Here is a 17,495-nt window from a genome sequence, read left to right as displayed (position 1 = left end):
GCGCGCACCTACGCGTTCGGCGCCGAGCGCGTTGCCCAGTATTCAGTCTTCGCTGACGTCGGCGGACCAGCTCGCCGGCACGTCGCACCCGTCGATCCACGCCGCGCCGGGCGCCAGGATCCATTCGCGCCGGTTGGACGCACCGATGTCGATGACCTTGGCCGGATCCAGGCACGGACCGATCGCCTGCTTGCGCAGGAACAGCCAGCGACGGTCGGGCGCGGCCACCAGCCAGGCGTGCGCGTGCTGCCACTGCTCGACCCACGGCCGCTTGAAGCCGAAGTCGGTCACCGGCCGGTCCGCCTGCAGCAGGTGCTGCTCGCGCCAGCCCAGCATCGCCAGTTCCGCGTCCGGTCCGATGCGCTCACCGACCCGCTGCATCAACGCCCGTGCCGAGCTGTCGGGACTGAGCGCGGGCATGAAGCCCATGCCCCAGGCCGTCCACAGTGCCGCCGTCACGGCGACCACCGCCACCACGATGCGTCGCCGTGCAGCGACCATCACGACCACCGCGACCAGCGCGAAGCCGAGCAGCCACCGCGCCAGCTGCGCCACCGTGTCCAGGTCCATGCCACGACCCTCGACCAGCGCCTGCACGCGTTCCGGCGATGCCGTCAGCAGCCACAGTCCCAGCGCAGCGGCGACCGTCGCCAGGACGGCCAGGTAACTCCACAGCACGGCACGCACGCCGCGACGCCGCAGCAGCCCGGACAGCAGGGGCGCTGCCGCCACCGCCAGCGCCGGCAGCATCGGGAAGATGTAGACCTCGCGCTTGCCCGGACTGGCGCTGAAGAACAGCAGCACCAGCAGCGCCCAGCCCAACAGCAGCGCGTAGCGCGGATCGACGCGGCGCAGACGTCGCCACCAGGCCGGCAGCAGCCAGGGCGCCAGCAGCACGCCCGGCAGCCACAGCGTTGCCATCGTCTGCAGGTAGTACCAGGCCGGCTTCACGTGGTGCCAGGCGTTGGCATAGCGCGTGCCGGTCTGCTTGAACAGCATCTCGCGCGCGTAGGCGTGCAGGGCGGGGTCGGCGGAGGTGAGGGCGACGGACAGCATCGGCACCAGCCACACCCCCGCGCCCAGCAGGAAGCCCGCCACGCCCGCCAGCGCGTCGACGCCACGGTGCGACGGCAACGCCCGTCGCGATCTCCCTCGCACCCACAGCCACGGCAGGAAGACCAGCAGCGGCAGGAAGCCGACCCCCTTCGTCACCGTGCCCAGTCCTGCCGCGAACGTGCCCAGCGCCAGCAGCCACGCGCTCGGCCTTTCCAGCAGGTAGCGCAGCAGCGCCCACAGCGACAGCGTGGTCATGCCCACCAGCACCATGTCGATCTGTGCACGCTTGGCCTGCAGCGCGAACTGCAGGCAGACGAACAGGCCGAAGACCGCATACGGCACGGCGCGGCGTCCCCACAGCCGGCGCGCGAGATCGCCCGACAGCCATAGCGTCAGCAGGCCGGCCAGCAGCGACGGCAGCAGGAACGCTACCTGCCAGTCGCGCACCAGCCCGTAGCTGGCGGCCTGCAGCCACATGAAGGTCGGCGGCTTTTCGGCATACAGCTGGATGCCGCGATGCGGGAACAGCCACTGGCCCGTGTCCACCATCGTGCGCGCGGCGAGCACGAAGCGCGGCTCGTCGGCCGGCATCGGTTCGCGCAGTCCCAGGCCTGCCAGCAGGGCCCACACCATCAGCGCGAGCAGCAGCGGCGTCTGCCAGTGCGGGGCGTGTCGGAAGCGGAGGGATCGCATGGGCGGGGTCGGGCAGTCGGCAGGCGGGCGCGCGATGGTGGATCATGCGACGTAAGAGAACCGTCGTAATTCCGACGGCGCTTCGACGTCCGGCCTGCGATGCTGCCGGCCTCCCCTTGGTGCGGATGCTCCCATGCGGCTGCTGGTGATCGAAGACAACCGGAACCTGGTGGCGAACCTGTTCGACTACTTCGAGGCGCGCGGCCACACGCTCGACGCCGCGCCCGACGGCGTGACCGGCCTGCATCTGGCCAGTACGCAGCCCTACGACGCGGTGGTGCTGGACTGGATGCTGCCGCGGCTGGAAGGCCCGGAGGTGCTGCGGCGGTTGCGCGAGGACCATGCCTCCGACGTGCCGGTGATCATGCTGACCGCACGCGACGAGCTGCCGGACAAGATCGCGGGCTTCCGCGCCGGTGCCGACGACTACCTGACCAAGCCGTTCGCCCTGCCGGAACTGGAAGTGCGGCTGGAAGCGCTGATGGCGCGCCTGCACGGCCGGCAGCGGCGCAAGGTGCTGGAGGTGCACGACCTGAAACTGGATCTGGCGACGCTGGAGGTCACGCGTGCCGGCCAGCCGCTGCACCTGTATCCGGCCTGCCGCAAACTGCTGGAGACGCTGATGCAGGCCAGCCCCGCCGCCGTCACCCGGCAGCAGCTGGAGCACGCCGTGTGGGGCGACGATCCGCCGGACGGCGACATGCTCCGCTCCCACATCTACGAGCTGCGGCGCAGTGTCGATGGTCCGTTCGCGGTCAAACTGATCCAGACCCTGCCGCGGACCGGCTATCGCCTCGCGGTGCCGCACGGGGCCGGGCCCGCATGACGCGCCATCGCAGCCTGCATGCGCAGATCCGGCGCCTGCTCGGCGGCTATGCGGCGTTGCTGGCCGTGGTCATCGTGCTGGTGTTCGCCGACGATTTCCTCGAAGACCGGATCTGGAAATCGCTGCTGCAGCGGGAGATCGCCCAGCACCTGCAGCGGCAGGCCGACGATCCCCGCTACGCGTGGCTCGACACCGGGACACTGCGGATCTACCAGGTGCCGGGCCGTCCGCCGCCGCCGGGCCTGTCCACGCTGCCGCGCGGCGTGCACGACGACTTCTGGTTCGGGGGCCGCGAGAACGTGGTGCTGGTCAGTCGCGTGCGCGACGTGGATTACTTCGTCGTGCGCGACATCACCGGCATCGAGACCGTGGAGGAGGTGCTGATCGCCGGGTCGCTACTGCTGGCGCTGGTGGCGCTGGCGGTGATCGGCGTGCTCGCCTCCCGTGGCGTGCGCAAGGCGCTGCGCCCGCTGTCCGAGCTGGCCGGGGACATCGGCGCGCTGTCGCCGGACCATGCCGGCCAGCGCGTGGCGGTGGCCGACAGCGCGAGCTCCGAATTGCACGTCATCACCAATGCCCTCAACGACTACCTGCGGCGGCAGGATGACTTCGTCGAGCGCGAGCGCGTGTTCATCGATACCGCCAGCCACGAGCTGCGCACGCCCATCGCCATCATCGCCGGGGCCAGCGAACTGGCGCTCGGCCAGCCGGACCTGCCGCCGCCCGCGCGCCAGCAGGTCGGGCGCATCCACCGCACCGCACGCGATGTCGAACGCCTGATCGCCCTGCTGCTCGCGCTGGCCAAGGATCCCGCGCGCCTCACGCGCAGCAACGAGGTCGTGCCCCTGCACGAACTGCTGCCGGAGATCATCGAGGACCATCGCCACCTGATGACGGGCAAGGACCTGACGGTCGTGGTCGAGTCGCTGGAACCCTGCAGCGTGTCGGCCCCGCTGCACATCGTGCAGGCGGCGATCGGCAACCTGCTGCGCAACGCCATCGAGAACAGCGACAGCGGCGAGATCCGCATCGGCCTGGACGCCGACGCCACGGTCACCGTGCAGGACCCCGGCCACGGCATGACGCCGGAAGCCATCAGCCGCCTGTATGCGCAGATGGCGCGCGGCGGCGGTCGCGAGGGCGGCGGCATCGGCCTGGACCTGCTCGCGCGGCTGTGCGAGCACCTGGGCTGGACGCTGTCGATCCAGTCGGCACCCGGACGCGGCACCCTCGGTCGCCTCCGCCTGTCGCGTTGACGCCCGTCCTCACGGCGGCGGCGCTAGCATGCGCCTCCGCCCTGCCGGAACCCGACCATGAAAGCGTTCCTGTCCTGCATCGCCCTGTGGCTGCTCGCCGGTTGCACCCGCGAGGCCGTTCCTCCCGCCGCACCGGCGCCCCGGCCGGCGGAGACGGGGTCGGCCACCGCCGCGCCGACCCGCGACGTGCCCGCACCGACCGCACCGCCCGCTGCGCCCGCGATGGCGCCGCCGTCCTTCGACTGCGCCAAGGCGGCGAGCGATGCCGAGAAACTCGTCTGCGGCGATGCCGAACTCGCCGCGCTGGATCGGCAGTTGGCCGCGCGTTATGCCGAGCGCAAGGAGGCGGACCCGGCGGTGCAGCGTGGCTGGGCCATGGGCCGCGACGATTGCTGGAAGCAGGCGGACCAGCGCCTCTGCGTGTTGGAGGCCTATCGCACGCGCCTGGTCGAACTGGCCATCGGTGCGCCGGGCATGGTGGTGCCGACGCCGGTCGAGTACCGCTGCAGCGACAACCGCCTGCCGTTCACGATGGTCTACTACCACGACATCGATCCGCCCGCCGCGGTGATGACCTGGGGCAACGACCAGGCGATCGTGTTCCCGCAGCCGGCCGCCAGCGGCGCCAAGTACGGACGCGTCGGCATCGAGTACTGGGAACACCAGGGCGAGGCCACCGTGGACTTCTTCGGCAACAAGCTGAGCTGCACGCCGGTGCCGTGAGGCCGGGCGGCTGGCGTGGTCGCCTTGATCGCGGCCACGCCAACGATGCGCTCGCGTCTCAGCGGACGCGGCGGTAGCGGACTTCGTTGTGGCGGTCGCCGACCTGGGTGGTCACCAGGCCGTCGCGGGACTGGTCGATGTCGAACGAGGTGTTGCCCACGTTGAGGCGGCCGTCGTTGATCCAGCCGTTGACCGTCTGGTCGCGCGCGCGCGCGGTGGCGCGTCCGTCGCTGCTGATGGTCAGGGTGACGTCGCGGTCGTACACCGGGTTGTAGCCCTCGAACGTGCCGATCATCCACGACGGCACGTACGAGCTGTGCCGCGCGCCCTGGTAGCGCTCGTCGTCGTACTTGTCGTCGTTCCTGTTGGCGTTGTGCGCGATGGCGCCCAGGATGGCGGCGCCGATCAGCACGCCGGCGGCGACCTTGGCATCGTGGTTGTCGTCGTGGTGGCCCGACGAACTGGTGTGCACGCGGAACGTGGCGCGGCAGCCGTCGTCGACCCAGATCTCGCGGCGGTTGTAGTCCCAGGTGCGGCCCTGCGTGCAGGCCGTGCCGGACAGCTGGCGGTCCAGCGTCACGTAGCCGGCCGTATCGATCGGACAGCTCTGGTAGCGGTCGTTGCGGCTTTCGCAGGTGATGTAGTCATCGGCCCGGGCGTCGACGCCCCACAGGCCGGCGCCGGCCAGGCCGACATAAAGCAACGTGCGTGCGCGTTCCATGGCGTTCCCCTTGGGTGGCGATGCGCGGACCCGACGCCGCGAGCGCGACGATACCCTGTCCGCCACCGCGATGGCGCGCGCGGATCAGCCGCCCGTCCGACGGGCGCGATGCACGGCCGCCACCCGCGCAGCCTGCACGGCCGCCCCGACCTCCGGCCCCTTCATGCCGTCGCGGACCACGTCGCGGGCGCTGACCTGCAGCGCGGCCTGGTGCAGGCGCACCAGCTCGCGGCCCTGCGGATACTCGGCATCCTCGTTGCCGCCGCGCCCGCGCTTGTCGGCCTCGCAGACGGTGGCCAGCCACGGGATGCGTTCGGGTCGGCGGAATGCGTCGCAGCGGGTGAGCAGTTCGACCACGGTCGCATCGCGCAGTTCGGACAGGCGGTGCACGTTGAGGTGTTCGCGACAGGCCATCACCGCCAGCTCGCGATGATCGAGCGGCACCCTGAGGCGCTCGCACAGCGCGAGCACCGGCTTCACGCCGGCATGTTCGTGGCCGATGTGCTTGGGCAGCACCTCGGCCGGCGTCAGCGCCTTGCCCAGGTCGTGCACCAGCGCCGCGAAGCCGATGCGCGCGTCGCCCGGCGCCAGCCGCGCCGCCATGTCGCTGACCATCTCCTGGTGCACGCCGGTGTCGACCTCCGGGTGGTACTCCGCGCGCTGGGGTATGCCGTACAGCGCATCGACTTCGGGCAACACCACGGCCAGTGCGCCGCAGGCGCGCAGCGTGGCGAGGAAGGCCGAGGGCGTGGCGGAGGCCAGGGCGCGCCGCAGTTCCTGCCAGACGCGCTCGGGTACCAGGGCGTCGAGTTCGCCGCTCGCGACCATGCCGCGCATCAGCGCCATCGTCTCCGGCGCGACCGTGAACCCGAGCGATGCGAACCGGGCCATGAAGCGCGCCGCCCGCAGCACGCGCAGGGGATCCTCGGCGAAGGCCGGGCCCACATGGCGCAGCACGCGCGCTTCGATGTCGCGCGCGCCGCCATAGGGGTCGACCAGGGCGCCGTCCGCATCCTCCGCGATGGCGTTGACGGTGAAGTCGCGGCGCTGCAGATCCTGCTCCAGCGTCACCGAGGGATCGGCGTCGACCACGAAGCCCCGGTAGCCGCGCCCGCTCTTGCGCTCGGTGCGCGCCAGCGCGTGTTCCTCGCCCGTCTCCGGATGCAGGAACACCGGGAAGTCGCGGCCGACCGCCTTGAACCCCAGCGCTTCCATCTGCGCCTGCGTGGCGCCGACCACGACCCAGTCCCGGTCGCCGGGGGGCAGGCCCAGCAACCGGTCGCGTACCGCGCCGCCGACGAGATAGGTCTTCATGCCGGCATGATGCCGGATTGAAGCCACCATGCGGTCGTCCTGTAGGAGCGACGTGAGTCGCGACCGCAGCCGGTGCCGGTCATGGGCTTGCGATCGTGCGCAAGGGAGCCGCGGATGACGTGACTTCCTGGTGCGGCACGTGGGCCGTTCTGTTTCCGCGGTCGCGACTGACGTCGCTCCTACAGAGGAGCAGCGTCATCAGCTCTTCGGCATCTGCGCGGTCGGGCAGGTGAAGGCCTTCCGCTTGGCCTGCACGCGGCCCATCAGGCGGTCGCTGACCGGCAGCGCGGTGCCGTTGAGGCGCCAGTCGTAGATCACGCTGAAGGCGAGCACGCGCGCCACGTATTCGCGCGTCTCCTTGTAGCTGATTGTCTCGATCCAGATGTCCGGATCGAAGCCGGGCCGCTGCGCCTGCCAGCGCGCGGTCGGCGCTGGTCCCGCGTTGTAGGCGGCGATGGCGACGTAGGGCACGCCGTACTTGTCCTCCATCTCGCGCAGGTAGGCGGTACCGATGGCGATGTTGGTGTCGGCGTCGTACAGGCTGGCCGCGCCGGCATACGGGATGTTCCATCGCTTGGCGACGCCCGCCCCGGTGGACGGCAGCACCTGCATCAGGCCCATCGCGTTGGCGCCGGAGCGCGCCTTCGGATTGAAGATGCTCTCGGCGCGGATCTCGGCCGCGACCCAGGCCGGGTCGATGTCGTGCTTCGCGGCTTCGCGCCGGATGGTGTCGCCGTGGTGCAGCGGAAAGCGCAGCTGGTACAGGCGCTGTTCGTCCGGCTGCTTGCCCAGCGAGAACACCGCGCGGTCGAACCAGCCGTTGTCTTGCGCCACCTCCACGGCGATGCGGCGCTGGGTGTCGTCGAAGCGCGACAGCGCGTCGTTCCATTCCGCGGTCGCCCAGCCCGGCCGCTCCAGGCGCCACAGTTCCATCGCACGCACGATGGCGGGGTCGCGCGCGACCGCCTGCTTGGCGGTGGCGGCATCGTTGGGGATCCAGGCGCACAGGGCGTACGGCTGTTCGAGCCGGTCGGCGGCGAGGAAGCCATGGAAGGTCGGGCTGGACGCAGTCTCGCGGAACAGCCGCTGCGCGCCGGCGCGGTCGCCGGTCTTCTCGCTCATGCGTGCCTCGAAGTAGCGCCAGCGCGAATCGTTGCGCTGCGTCGCCGGCATCTTCCTCAGCGCGGCCAGCGCCGCCGGCCAGTCGCCGCGCGACAGCGCGTCGCGCACGCGCCATTCGTGCAGGCGCTCGTCGTACGCCGACTCCGGTACGTTGCCGAGCCGGCGCGCCGAATCCGGGCCGTACGAGGCGACCGTCCACAAGGCGATCTGGTAGAGCACCTGGCCGCGCTCGCGCTCGCCCATGCCCAGCGCATCGGCGTACTGCGGCAGCAGGCGTTCGGCGGTGTCGGGATCGTTCTGGGCCAGCTTCGCCAGGCCATGCGCGGCTATGCGGCGGCTGCGGTCGGTCTTCGGCCAGTTCAGCGCACGCGGATGGACGGTATCGATGAAGGCGGCATAGTCGTTGGCCAGCGCGGCCTCGTCGCCCGGCAGGCCGCGGGCGGCGCTGCGCATCACGCCGGTCTGACGCTCGACGGCCGCGGCTTCGATGCGTTCCCAGCGCACCGCCGGGGCCAATCCGCCCTGGCTGGCGAGCACGTTGAACACCGGATCGCAGCCGTCGGGCAGCGACTTGGCGCCCTTGCGCCAGAGCGCCTGCGCCTGTTCGGTCCACGCCGCGTCGGTCCGGCCCGTCGCCTGCCGCGCCTGCAGGTGGGCGCACTGCAGCGCCACGCTGTCGGTCGGCTTCCACGCCGCGAGGAAGGTCGGCCAGTCCTGGCGTCGTGCGAGCGCGGCCAACCAGAGATTGCGGAACTGCGTGGCGACGGCCTGGCCGTCGTAGCGCGCGAGGAACGCCTGCGCCTGCGCATTGGTGATGGCGTCGGTGTCGCGGCGCAGCGCAGCGAGTTCCAGCCAGCCGTACAGCGGATGACGGACCAGCGACGACGATGCGGCGGCGTCCAAGCGGCCGGCCTCCGCCGCGGTGAGCGCATCGCGCATCGCGGGGCGCTGGGCGTCGAGGGATTGCGCATGCAGGGACGGGGCGGAACACAGGCCGGCGAGGGCAACGAGTACGATGAAAGGCGAAGGACGGATCATCCCGGGACTATACCCAAGCCGGCTGAACCGGCCTGTAGACAGGCCATGACGACGAGGTGGTGCGTGGAAGGTGTGTGGATGTTTCCGTTGCTCGGCGTGCTGGCCGGCATCCTCGCGGGCCTGCTCGGCATCGGTGGCGGCCTGGTGCTGGTCGCCGCGCTGGCGTGGATCCTGCCGATGCACGGCATCCCGAAGGAGGCCGCGATGCATGCGGCGCTGGCGAGTTCGCTGGCGAGCATCGTGCTGACGGCCACGTCGTCGGCGTATGCGCATCACCGTCGCGGCAGCGTGCTGTGGCCGACGGTGGCGTGGATGGTGCCGGGGCTGTTGCTCGGCGGCTGGCTGGGCAGTGGCCTGGCGGTCTATCTCGATGACGATGTGCTGCGCTGGATCGTGGCCGGCTACTGTTTCATCGCCGGCGCGCAGATGATGCTCGGCGGGCATGCGCATCCGGAAGGGCGGGGCGTGCCCGCGCCACGCGGACCGGGGATGAGCGTGGCCGGTTCTGCCATCGGCGCGGTGTCGGCCGTGGTCGGGATCGGCGGCGGCAGCATGACCGTGCCCCTGCTGGTATGGCGCGGCGTGCAGCCGGTGCGCGCGGTGGGGACCTCGAGCGCCTGCGGCGTGGCCATCGGGATGGCCAGCGCGCTGGGGTATGCGCTGCATGCGCCGCCGGGCGCGTTGCCGGCGCACGCGGTGGGCTATATCTATCTGCCGGCGGCCATCGGGGTCGCGATCGCGTCGGTCCTTGCCGCGCCGTACGGCACCCGGCTCGCACACCGCATCGGGGGCAAGGCGCTCAAGCGCGTGTTCGCGGTCTTCATGGTGGTGATGGGCATTGCGATCATCGCCAGCGGATGACGTCCGCGCCTGCTACACGCATGTAGCTGTTAATCCCGGTGACGATGACGTGCATAAACTCCGGGTAATCGTATTTACCAACAGATAATCGTTGTTACGATTTTCAAAAAGGTGACTTGTTTCCGTTGTCGGCGTTTTACAGATTCTTTACAAGGATGGGCGAGCCGCTTTAGGCGTTGGCCGTGCGGCCCCACCACACCCTTCGGAGAGAGAATCATGAAAGCGCGCCGCCGCACCCTGGCCTCGGCCATTCGACTTGCCGTGCTCCTCGCCCTGCCTGCGACCGTCATGGCGCAGGAGGCCACCACCCTCGACACGCTCACCGTGACCGGCAGCCGCATCAAGCGCGCCGAGATGGAGGGCCGCGTGCCGGTGCAGACGCTGTCGCGCGAAGAGATCGAGCGCACCGGCCTGACCTCGATCGGCGACATCCTGCAGGAGCTCACCGGCTCCGGCTCTGCGCTCAACACCAAGTTCAATTCCTCGGGCAACTTCGGCTTCTCGCCGAACGGCGATGGCGTCGGCGCGGGTTCGGCGCAGGTCGACCTGCGCAACCTGGGGCCGAAGCGCGTGCTGGTGCTGGTCGACGGCATGCGCTGGGTCAACGAATCGTCCGCCTCCGGCGTCAGCGCCGCGGTGGACCTCAACACGATTCCGCTGGCGCTGGTCGAGCGCATCGAAGTGCTGGAGGACGGCGCGTCCTCGCTGTACGGCTCCGATGCGATCGCCGGCGTGGTCAACATCATCACGCGGCGCAATTTCGACGGCGGCCAGGTCACGCTGAACTACGGACAGTTCGACAAGGGCGATGGCGAGGTCACCGGCGCCGATCTCGCCTGGGGCTTCGACAACGAGCGCAGCAACCTGTTCCTCAGCCTGAGCTACACCGAACAGAAGGAAGTCAGCTCCGCCGACCGCGACATCTCCGCCATCCCGCTGCAGGGCGGCAGCTCGCGCATCCTCGGTGGCCGTTTCGCGTTCACCGATCCGAACGGCGTGAGCTACGACCTGTCGGTGAAGCCGGGGCAGACCAATCCGGTCTACACGCCCGGCCAGCCGGCCTGCGCCCCGGGCGTGGTGCGCAGCGACGGCTTCCAGTGCTTCGACTTCAACCGCGACGCCTTCAACTACGCGCCCTTCAACCTGCTGATGACGCCGTCCAAGCGCATGGGCGCGTTCGCGCAGTATCGGTTCTCGATCACCGACGAGCTGAATTTCTACGCCAAGGCGCTGTACAACCGGCGCGAATCCACCAACCAGGCCGCGCCCGAGCCGATCGACCTGGGCCCCGGTGCCGGCACCAGCTACACCGCGGACCTGGTGATTCCGGCCAACCATCCGTTCAATCCGTTCGGCTTCGACCTGATCGGCAGCGGTCCGAATGCCAACATCGGCACCATCCGCCGCCGGCCGAACGAGGGCGGTCCGCGCATCTTCGAACAGGAAGTCGATACGCAGTACATCGCCGCCGGCCTGGAAGGCTCGTTCGGCGGCGCGCGGACGTACTTCTGGGACGTCAACGCGGCCTTCAGCAAGAACGAGGCTGACCAGACCAACCGCGGCAGCTACAACGCGCGCAACATCGCCATCGCCCTGGGCGACCCGGCCGTCTGCGCAGCGACGAGCGGCTGCACGCCGCTGGACATCTTCGGCTTCGACACCATCACGCCGGCGATGCTGGCCTACATCAGTCCGCTGTTCCGCGACCGCAGCGAGCAGAAGCTGACGCAGGTGACCGCCAACCTCAGTGGCGCGCTGTTCCCCGCATGGGCGGGCGACGTCGAGTTCGCCGCCGGTTACGAGTACCGCAAGTACGAAGGCAGCTACAACCCGGATCCGCAGACCGTGGCCGGCGAGTACAACGGCGTGCCGTCGCTGCCCACGTCGGGCGAATACGACGTCAACGAAGCCTATGTGGAATTCAACGTGCCGCTGTACGCGCAGCAGGACGGCGCCGGCAAGATCGACCTGAGCCTGGCCGGGCGGTATTCGGACTATTCCACGTTCGGCGGCGAGTTCACGCCGAAGTACGGCCTGCGCTGGCAGGTGGCGGAAGACCTGCTGCTGCGTGCGACCTATGCGGAGGGCTTCCGCGCGCCGTCGATCGGTGAGCTGTACGGGTCGCAGAGCCGCTTCGACGCCCTGCTGGTCGATCCCTGCCTGGTGCCGCCGAGTGCGCCGGCCGGTTCGCTCGCCCCGGTCGCCTGCCCGGGCGTGCCGGCCGGTGCGCGCCAGAACGATCCGCAGATCCCCGTGCTGACCGGCGGCAACCCCGCCCTGCAGCCGGAGACCGCGCGCAGCTTCAGCGCCGGCCTGGTGTTCAGTCCGTCGTTCGCCGAGGACGTGGCCTGGTCGGACAAGCTGGACTTCGAGCTGACCTTCTACCGGCACGATCTGGAAGGTGCGATCCAGGCCATCGACGCGCAGACGCAGCTCGACCTGTGCGCGACCACGCAGGATCCGCAGTACTGCACCGGCATCAACCGGCTGGCGTCGGGCGAGATCGATACCTTCGCCAACTTCCTGATCAACCTGGGTTCGATCAAGACCGACGGCTGGGATGCGGACGTGTTCTGGACCCTCCCGGAATCGAACCTCGGCCGCTTCAAGCTGAGCTGGCAGAACACCTTCGTCACCCGCTACGAGGCGCGCGGTGCCGGCGGCCAGGCGCAGCCGCAGGGGCCGGGCATCGTGGTGAACGACACGGCGATTCCGGAATGGACGTCGACCGCCACGCTGGACTGGAGGCTCGGCAACTGGAATGCGGCATGGAGCATCCGCCACCTGTCCGAGATGGAAGAGGCCTGCCTGGCGGCCGACCCGGCGGCCTACTGCAGCACGCCGACCACCAACACGCTGGCCGCGACGACCTACCACGACCTGCAGCTGGGCTACGAGTTCGAGTGGTTCAAGGGCCTGCAGCTGACCGGCGGCGTCAACAACCTGTTCGACGAGGATCCGCCGGTCTGCACCTCGTGCTCGCTCAACGGCTACGAGGCGTCGACCTACGACATCCCCGGCGGCCGCTTCTTCTACGTGCGGGCGAACCTGCGGTTCTGAGTCCGCAGAAAGGGAAGACGGGAAGCCGGCGCAAGCCGGCTTCTTCGTGTCCGGGCCCCGCATCGGCGTACGGGCGGCGGCGTGCGGCCGGAGGGCGCGCGCGCGACGGGCGGTCGCGGGCATGCGGCGCCCTGTGACTTGAAAAACAAGAATCATTCGCATTTAATGGCGATCTTGGCGGTGGCCCCCCGTCCGGCAGTCTTGGCTTGCCGCGATCGGGCTTCGCGCCGACTCCTCTCCCACGTCCTCCCCCAGGTCACTCATGCGTCGTCTGCGTCCGTCCCTTCCGCTCCCCGTTTCTCCCACGCACCGCGTGGCGCCCCGTGCGCTGCCGTCGGCCATCGGCCTGGCACTCGCCTGCCTGTCCGGCATGGCGCTGGCGGCACCGCAGGACAGCGCGCCGGCGGGCGGCGGGGCCGATGCCACCGACCTGGACACGGTGCTGGTGGTCGGCCAGCGCGCCAACCGCGTCAGCAACGGCGCGACCAACCTGGACCTCGCCATCAAGGAGACCCCGCAGTCGATCAGCGTGGTCGGCAGCGAGCAGATGGCGCAGTTTGGCGTCGACAACCTCAACGATGCGCTGCGGCTGGCCACCGGCATCCAGGTGGAGGAGTGGGAAACCAACCGCACCAACTACCTGGCGCGCGGCTTCGAGATCAAGAGCACGCAGATCGACGGCGTGGGCATGCCCAACGACTGGGGCATCGCCACCGGTGCGATGGACGCCTTCGGCTACGAGAAGCTGGAAGTCATCCGCGGCGCGAACGGCCTGCTCACCGGCGTCGGCAACTCGGCCGGCACCATCAACTACGTGCGCAAGCGCCCGACCAACGATGCCGAAGGCTCGGTGGGCGTGAAGGTCGGTTCGTGGGGCGAGCGCCGCGTCGAATTCGACTATTCGATGCCGTTCGATGAGAACGGGACCTGGGCCGGTCGCGTGGTGTTCGCGCGGGAAGAGGGCGATTCCTACCTGCGCGACCTGGAGAACGAGCGCACCTTCGGCTACGCCGTGATCGATGGCCAGGTGGGCGAGAACGGCACGCTGACCTTCGGCTACTCGTGGCAGCAGGCCGACACCACCGGCAACATGTGGGGCGCGCTGCCGTTCGTGAACACCGACGGCACCCAGCCGTCGTGGGACGTGGGTGCGTCGACCACGGTGGACTGGACCTACTGGGATACGAACACGCAGGCCGCCTTCGTCGAATACACGCACCAGCTGGGCGACGACTGGCGACTGAAGGCGACCTACAACCGGCGCAAGGGCGAGAACGACGACGAGCTGTTCTTCGCGTACTCCCTCACGGGTCTCGATCCGGTCACCGGCACGGGTCTGCTGGGCTGGGCCTACAAGGGCCAGGACGAGCTGACCTCGGACCTGGTGGACCTGAGCGTCAACGGGCGCTTCCAGCTGTTCGGTCGCGAGCATGAGGCGATGTTCGGCCTCAGCCAGGCGGAGAGCGAGCAGGAATACTGGATCAATCCGGCGCCCTCGGATTCGCCGGCGTTCGGCGCGCTTCCCGGGTTCCCGTACGCGGGCGATGCCGTGCCGGAACCCATCTGGGGCGCCCGCGAACGGTCGAGCTTCTTCAACCAGCGCCTGCGCCGTGCGTTCGGCGCGACCCGCCTGTCGCTGACCGAGGACTTCAAGGCGGTGCTGGGCGTCAACTACGCCGAATACCACCGCGACGGCGCCAACGGCGTCGAGCCGTTCGACGAAACCGAAAGCAACACCAGTCCCTACGCCGGCCTGACCTACGACTTCAGCGAGGACCTGCTGGGCTACGTCAGCTATTCGGACATCTACCAGCCGCAGGACCAACGCGACTTCGACGGCTTCTACCTGGCGCCGTCCAAGGGTGTGAACTACGAAGTGGGCGTCAAGGCCGAGTGGTTCGACAAGCGCCTGCTGACCACGCTGGCGTACTTCACCGCCGAGCAGGAGGGGCTGGCGACGTTCGCCGGTTACAACGCCGACACGCTGATGAACTACTACGTGCCCAAGGACGTCGAGTCGAAGGGCTGGGAGTTCGAGGCCACCGGCAAGCTCAACGACTACACCGACCTGGTGTTCGGCTACACGCACCTGAAGATGGATGGCGAGGAAGGCACGCTGACCTACAACTGGGTGCCGCGCCGCACCGCCAACCTGATGCTCAGCGCGCGCCTGCCCTCGTACAAGGCCGTGTCGTTCGGCATCGGCGGCCGCTGGCAGAGCGCAATCTCCAACACCGAGAGCTACAGCGGCCAGACCGTGCGGCAGGGCAGCTATGCGGTGGTGAACGCGTTCGCCGCGTGGGACTTCGTGGAGAACGCGACGCTGCGCGCCAACGTCGGCAACCTGACCGACGAGAAGTACATCAACACGCTGTACCAGATCGGCTACTACGGCGCGCCGCGCCATGGGTCGCTGAGCCTGGAATACCGCTTCTGATGTCGTCCCGCCCTGTCCATCCCTGGTAGCCGCCGCCACCATGTCCACGATCCCGCATCCCGTCGCACCCCGATCGCCACGCCTGCATCTGGCGGCGCGCATCGTCGCCGCCATCTTCGGCGGCTACGGCTTTGCCTGGGGCATCGTCGCCGCCGGCGCCAGCCTGATGTACGCCGCCGGCATGGACTTCCACGATGCGGAATTCCTCGCCAGCCTGTTCGGCGTGCTGGCGTTCCTGGCGGTGTTCCTGTGGACGTTCGCGGCGCGCCGGCTGTGGGTGGTGTGCACGGTGCTGCTGGGCGGTGGCGCATTGCTGGCCGCAGCCGCGTCGTTCGTGCAGTCGCAGCTGGTCTGAGTTCGGAGGAGGTCGTCGTGATGCAGAGCTTCCGCCAGGCGATGGCCTGGCTGCATACCTGGTTCGGGCTGGTCCTCGGGTTCGTGCTGATGGCGGCGTTCTTCTTCGGCGCGCTGTCGGTGTTCGACCGCGAGATCGACCGCTGGGCGATTCCGTCCACGCGGTTCGAGCCCCAGCCGATGCCGTCGTACGAGAAGATCCTGCGGCCGGCGTTCGAACGCATGCAGCCGCTGCCGGCCACCGTGGATGCGATGCGCCCGCGGGTGAACGGTCCGATGCCCGAGCGCTTCGATACCGTGGTCAGCTGGAGTGCGTACACCACCCACCGCGATCCGGTGCTGCAGCTGTTCGCCGGCTACGAGGTGCCGAACGCGAAGGATCCGGAAGAGGCCATCTGGGCCGACGCCACCATCGATCCGCGCGACGGTACGCCGTTGCCGAACGACCGCCTGAAGGTCGGCAGCGGCTTCTTCTATCCGATGCACTACGGGCTGACGCTGGACTGGAAGAACCTGGGCATCTGGATCGTCGGGTTTTCCGCGCTGATGATGCTGGTGGCGCTGGTCACCGGCGTGGTGATGCACCGCAAGATCTTCCGCGAGTTCTTCACCTTCCGGCCCGGCAAGGGCGGCCTGCGCAGCGTGCTGGACCTGCACAACCTGACCGGCGTGGTGGCGTTGCCGTTCCACTTCTTCTTCGCCTTCACCGGCCTGCTGATCTTCGCGGCGACGTACTACTTCCCGGTCGGTCACACGCAGCTGCACGACCTGCACGACCTGCACGCGGACGTGGAGGCGCGCGAGACGGGCCTGCCGCACCAGCGCGCGGGCGTGCCCGCCGGGCTGGCCAACGTCGATGCGATGGTGGCCGACGCGCAGCGGCGCTGGCAGGCGCAGGACAAGGCCGGCGATGTCGGCTTCCTGGTGCTGCAGCATGTCGGCGATGCGAACGGCTACGTCAGCGTGTACCGCGCCGGTACCGACCGCATCGCGCTGGTCGGCGACGGCATCCACTACAAGGCGTCCACCGGCGAACTTATCCACGAGGATCCGCCGCCGAGCGCGGCGGGCCGCGTGGCCGAATTCCTCACCGGCCTGCATCTGCAGCATTTCCGCCACTGGCTGCTGCGCTGGATGTACGTGCTGGGCGGCCTACTCGGTGCGGTGTGCATCGCCACCGGCTTCCTGTTCTTCGTCGAGAAGCGCAAGCGCCAGCACACGCGGCAGGGCCAGCAGGGTGCGCGCGTGGTCGACGCACTGGCGGTGACGACGGTCACCGGCATGGTGCTGGCGGCGCTGGGCATCCTGGTCGCCAACCGGCTGCTGCCGGAAGACCTGCCGGCACGCGGCGACTGGGAACGCTATGCGTTCTGGGGCACCTGGCTGCTGGCGATGCTGCACGCGGCATGGCGCAGCGCGCCGGTCGCGCGCGGCCTGGCCAATCCCGCATGGCGCGAGCAGTGCACGATGATCGCGTTGCTGGCGCTGGCGGCCGTGCTGTTGAACTGGATCACCACCGGCGACCACCTGCTGCGCACGATCGCCGCGGGCTACTGGCCGGTTGCGGGCGTGGACCTGACGCTGCTGGCGGGCGGCATGGTGGCGGCGTTGACGGCGCGCGCGCTCAAGCGCCGCGCGGCGACCGCGGCGGCCTCGCCGCTCGCGGAGGCGGAGACGACCCATGCATGACGGCGTATCTGCCGCCCTGCTGCTGCTGGCCGCGCTGGCGGCGAGCGTGGCCGGCATGGGATGGCTGGCGTTGTCGATGCCCGTGCACGCACAGCAGGTGTGGCGCGTGCTTCCCGCGCCGACGACGCGTCGTGGACTGAAGATCGCCGGTGTCCTGGCGCTGCTGGCGGCGCTGGCGCTCTGCCTTGTCGTCGATCACGCCACGATGGCCAGCCTGGTCTGGGTGATGGGCCTGACCGCCGCAGCGGTCGGCGTGGGCATGACGCTCGCCTGGCGGCCGCACTGGCTGCGCGTGCTGGCGCCCTGGGTGGCCCCTTCCCTGCGCGACTGACTGCAGCTCCGGTT

General features: G+C 69.6%; 13 protein-coding genes. 9 read left to right on the top strand and 4 right to left on the bottom strand.

The features are described 5' to 3' along the window. Window positions 1-42: 42 nt before the first annotated feature. On the bottom strand, window positions 43-1,749 hold the full coding sequence (locus tag VGN58_RS16400; protein ID WP_327484244.1) for an ArnT family glycosyltransferase: 1,707 nt from the start codon (window positions 1,747-1,749) through the stop codon (window positions 43-45). A gap of 133 nt (window positions 1,750-1,882) precedes the next feature. On the opposite strand from VGN58_RS16400, the gene VGN58_RS16395 reads away from it, so the two are divergent. Genes VGN58_RS16395 through VGN58_RS16385 form a run of 3 tightly spaced genes read left to right on the top strand, consistent with a single transcriptional unit; the run spans window position 1,883 to window position 4,554 of the window. Next, window positions 1,883-2,575, top strand: coding sequence for a response regulator transcription factor (locus VGN58_RS16395; protein WP_327484243.1), 693 nt, complete (start codon window positions 1,883-1,885; stop codon window positions 2,573-2,575). Beyond that, a complete protein-coding gene (locus VGN58_RS16390; protein ID WP_327484242.1) occupies window positions 2,572-3,831 on the top strand; it encodes a HAMP domain-containing sensor histidine kinase in 1,260 nt (419 codons plus the stop codon). Before VGN58_RS16395 ends, VGN58_RS16390 begins: the two co-directional genes overlap by 4 nt. 57 nt (window positions 3,832-3,888) lie before the next feature. Then, window positions 3,889-4,554, top strand: a complete 666-nt coding sequence (locus VGN58_RS16385; protein ID WP_327484241.1) for an MliC family protein — start codon at window positions 3,889-3,891, stop codon at window positions 4,552-4,554. Window positions 4,555-4,612: 58 nt separating this feature from the next. On the opposite strand, the gene VGN58_RS16380 is transcribed toward VGN58_RS16385, so the two are convergent. The 3 genes from VGN58_RS16380 to VGN58_RS16370 all read right to left on the bottom strand — a co-directional run bounded on the left by VGN58_RS16380 (window position 4,613) and on the right by VGN58_RS16370 (window position 8,749). Beyond that, window positions 4,613-5,275, bottom strand: coding sequence for a DUF3011 domain-containing protein (locus VGN58_RS16380; RefSeq protein ID WP_327484240.1), 663 nt, complete (start codon window positions 5,273-5,275; stop codon window positions 4,613-4,615). Between the two features lie 84 nt (window positions 5,276-5,359). Beyond that, entirely contained in the window at window positions 5,360-6,589 is a 1,230-nt protein-coding gene (locus VGN58_RS16375) for a multifunctional CCA addition/repair protein (RefSeq protein WP_327484239.1), read from the bottom strand. Window positions 6,590-6,787: 198 nt separating this feature from the next. Next, window positions 6,788-8,749 (bottom strand): transglycosylase SLT domain-containing protein, encoded by a 1,962-nt coding sequence (locus VGN58_RS16370; RefSeq protein WP_327484238.1) that lies wholly within the window; start codon window positions 8,747-8,749, stop codon window positions 6,788-6,790. Between the two features lie 78 nt (window positions 8,750-8,827). Here VGN58_RS16370 and VGN58_RS16365 point away from each other — a divergent pair, with 78 nt between their 5' ends. The 6 genes from VGN58_RS16365 to VGN58_RS16340 all read left to right on the top strand — a co-directional run bounded on the left by VGN58_RS16365 (window position 8,828) and on the right by VGN58_RS16340 (window position 17,481). After that, entirely contained in the window at window positions 8,828-9,610 is a 783-nt protein-coding gene (locus VGN58_RS16365; RefSeq protein ID WP_327484237.1) for a sulfite exporter TauE/SafE family protein, read from the top strand. A gap of 216 nt (window positions 9,611-9,826) precedes the next feature. Further along, window positions 9,827-12,670: a TonB-dependent receptor gene (locus tag VGN58_RS16360; RefSeq protein ID WP_327484236.1), complete on the top strand. Its 2,844-nt coding sequence runs from the start codon at window positions 9,827-9,829 to the stop codon at window positions 12,668-12,670. A 262-nt stretch (window positions 12,671-12,932) separates the two neighbouring features. Beyond that, window positions 12,933-15,107 (top strand): TonB-dependent siderophore receptor, encoded by a 2,175-nt coding sequence (locus VGN58_RS16355; protein ID WP_327484235.1) that lies wholly within the window; start codon window positions 12,933-12,935, stop codon window positions 15,105-15,107. A gap of 40 nt (window positions 15,108-15,147) precedes the next feature. Then, entirely contained in the window at window positions 15,148-15,462 is a 315-nt protein-coding gene (locus VGN58_RS16350) for an iron uptake protein (protein ID WP_327484234.1), read from the top strand. Between the two features lie 20 nt (window positions 15,463-15,482). Then, complete coding sequence (locus VGN58_RS16345) at window positions 15,483-17,150, top strand: PepSY-associated TM helix domain-containing protein (protein ID WP_327484233.1); 1,668 nt, start codon at window positions 15,483-15,485, stop codon at window positions 17,148-17,150. Next, window positions 17,143-17,481 carry a DUF3325 domain-containing protein gene (locus tag VGN58_RS16340; protein ID WP_327484232.1) on the top strand — a complete coding sequence of 113 codons (339 nt, stop codon included), beginning with the start codon at window positions 17,143-17,145 and terminating at the stop codon, window positions 17,479-17,481. The genes VGN58_RS16345 and VGN58_RS16340 overlap by 8 nt, the downstream gene beginning before the upstream one ends. Window positions 17,482-17,495 lie beyond the last annotated feature (14 nt).

This window comes from Pseudoxanthomonas sp. (assembly GCF_035999195.1).
GTDB lineage: Bacteria > Pseudomonadota > Gammaproteobacteria > Xanthomonadales > Xanthomonadaceae > Pseudoxanthomonas_A.
This window is presented reverse-complemented; position numbering and strand designations above follow the sequence as displayed.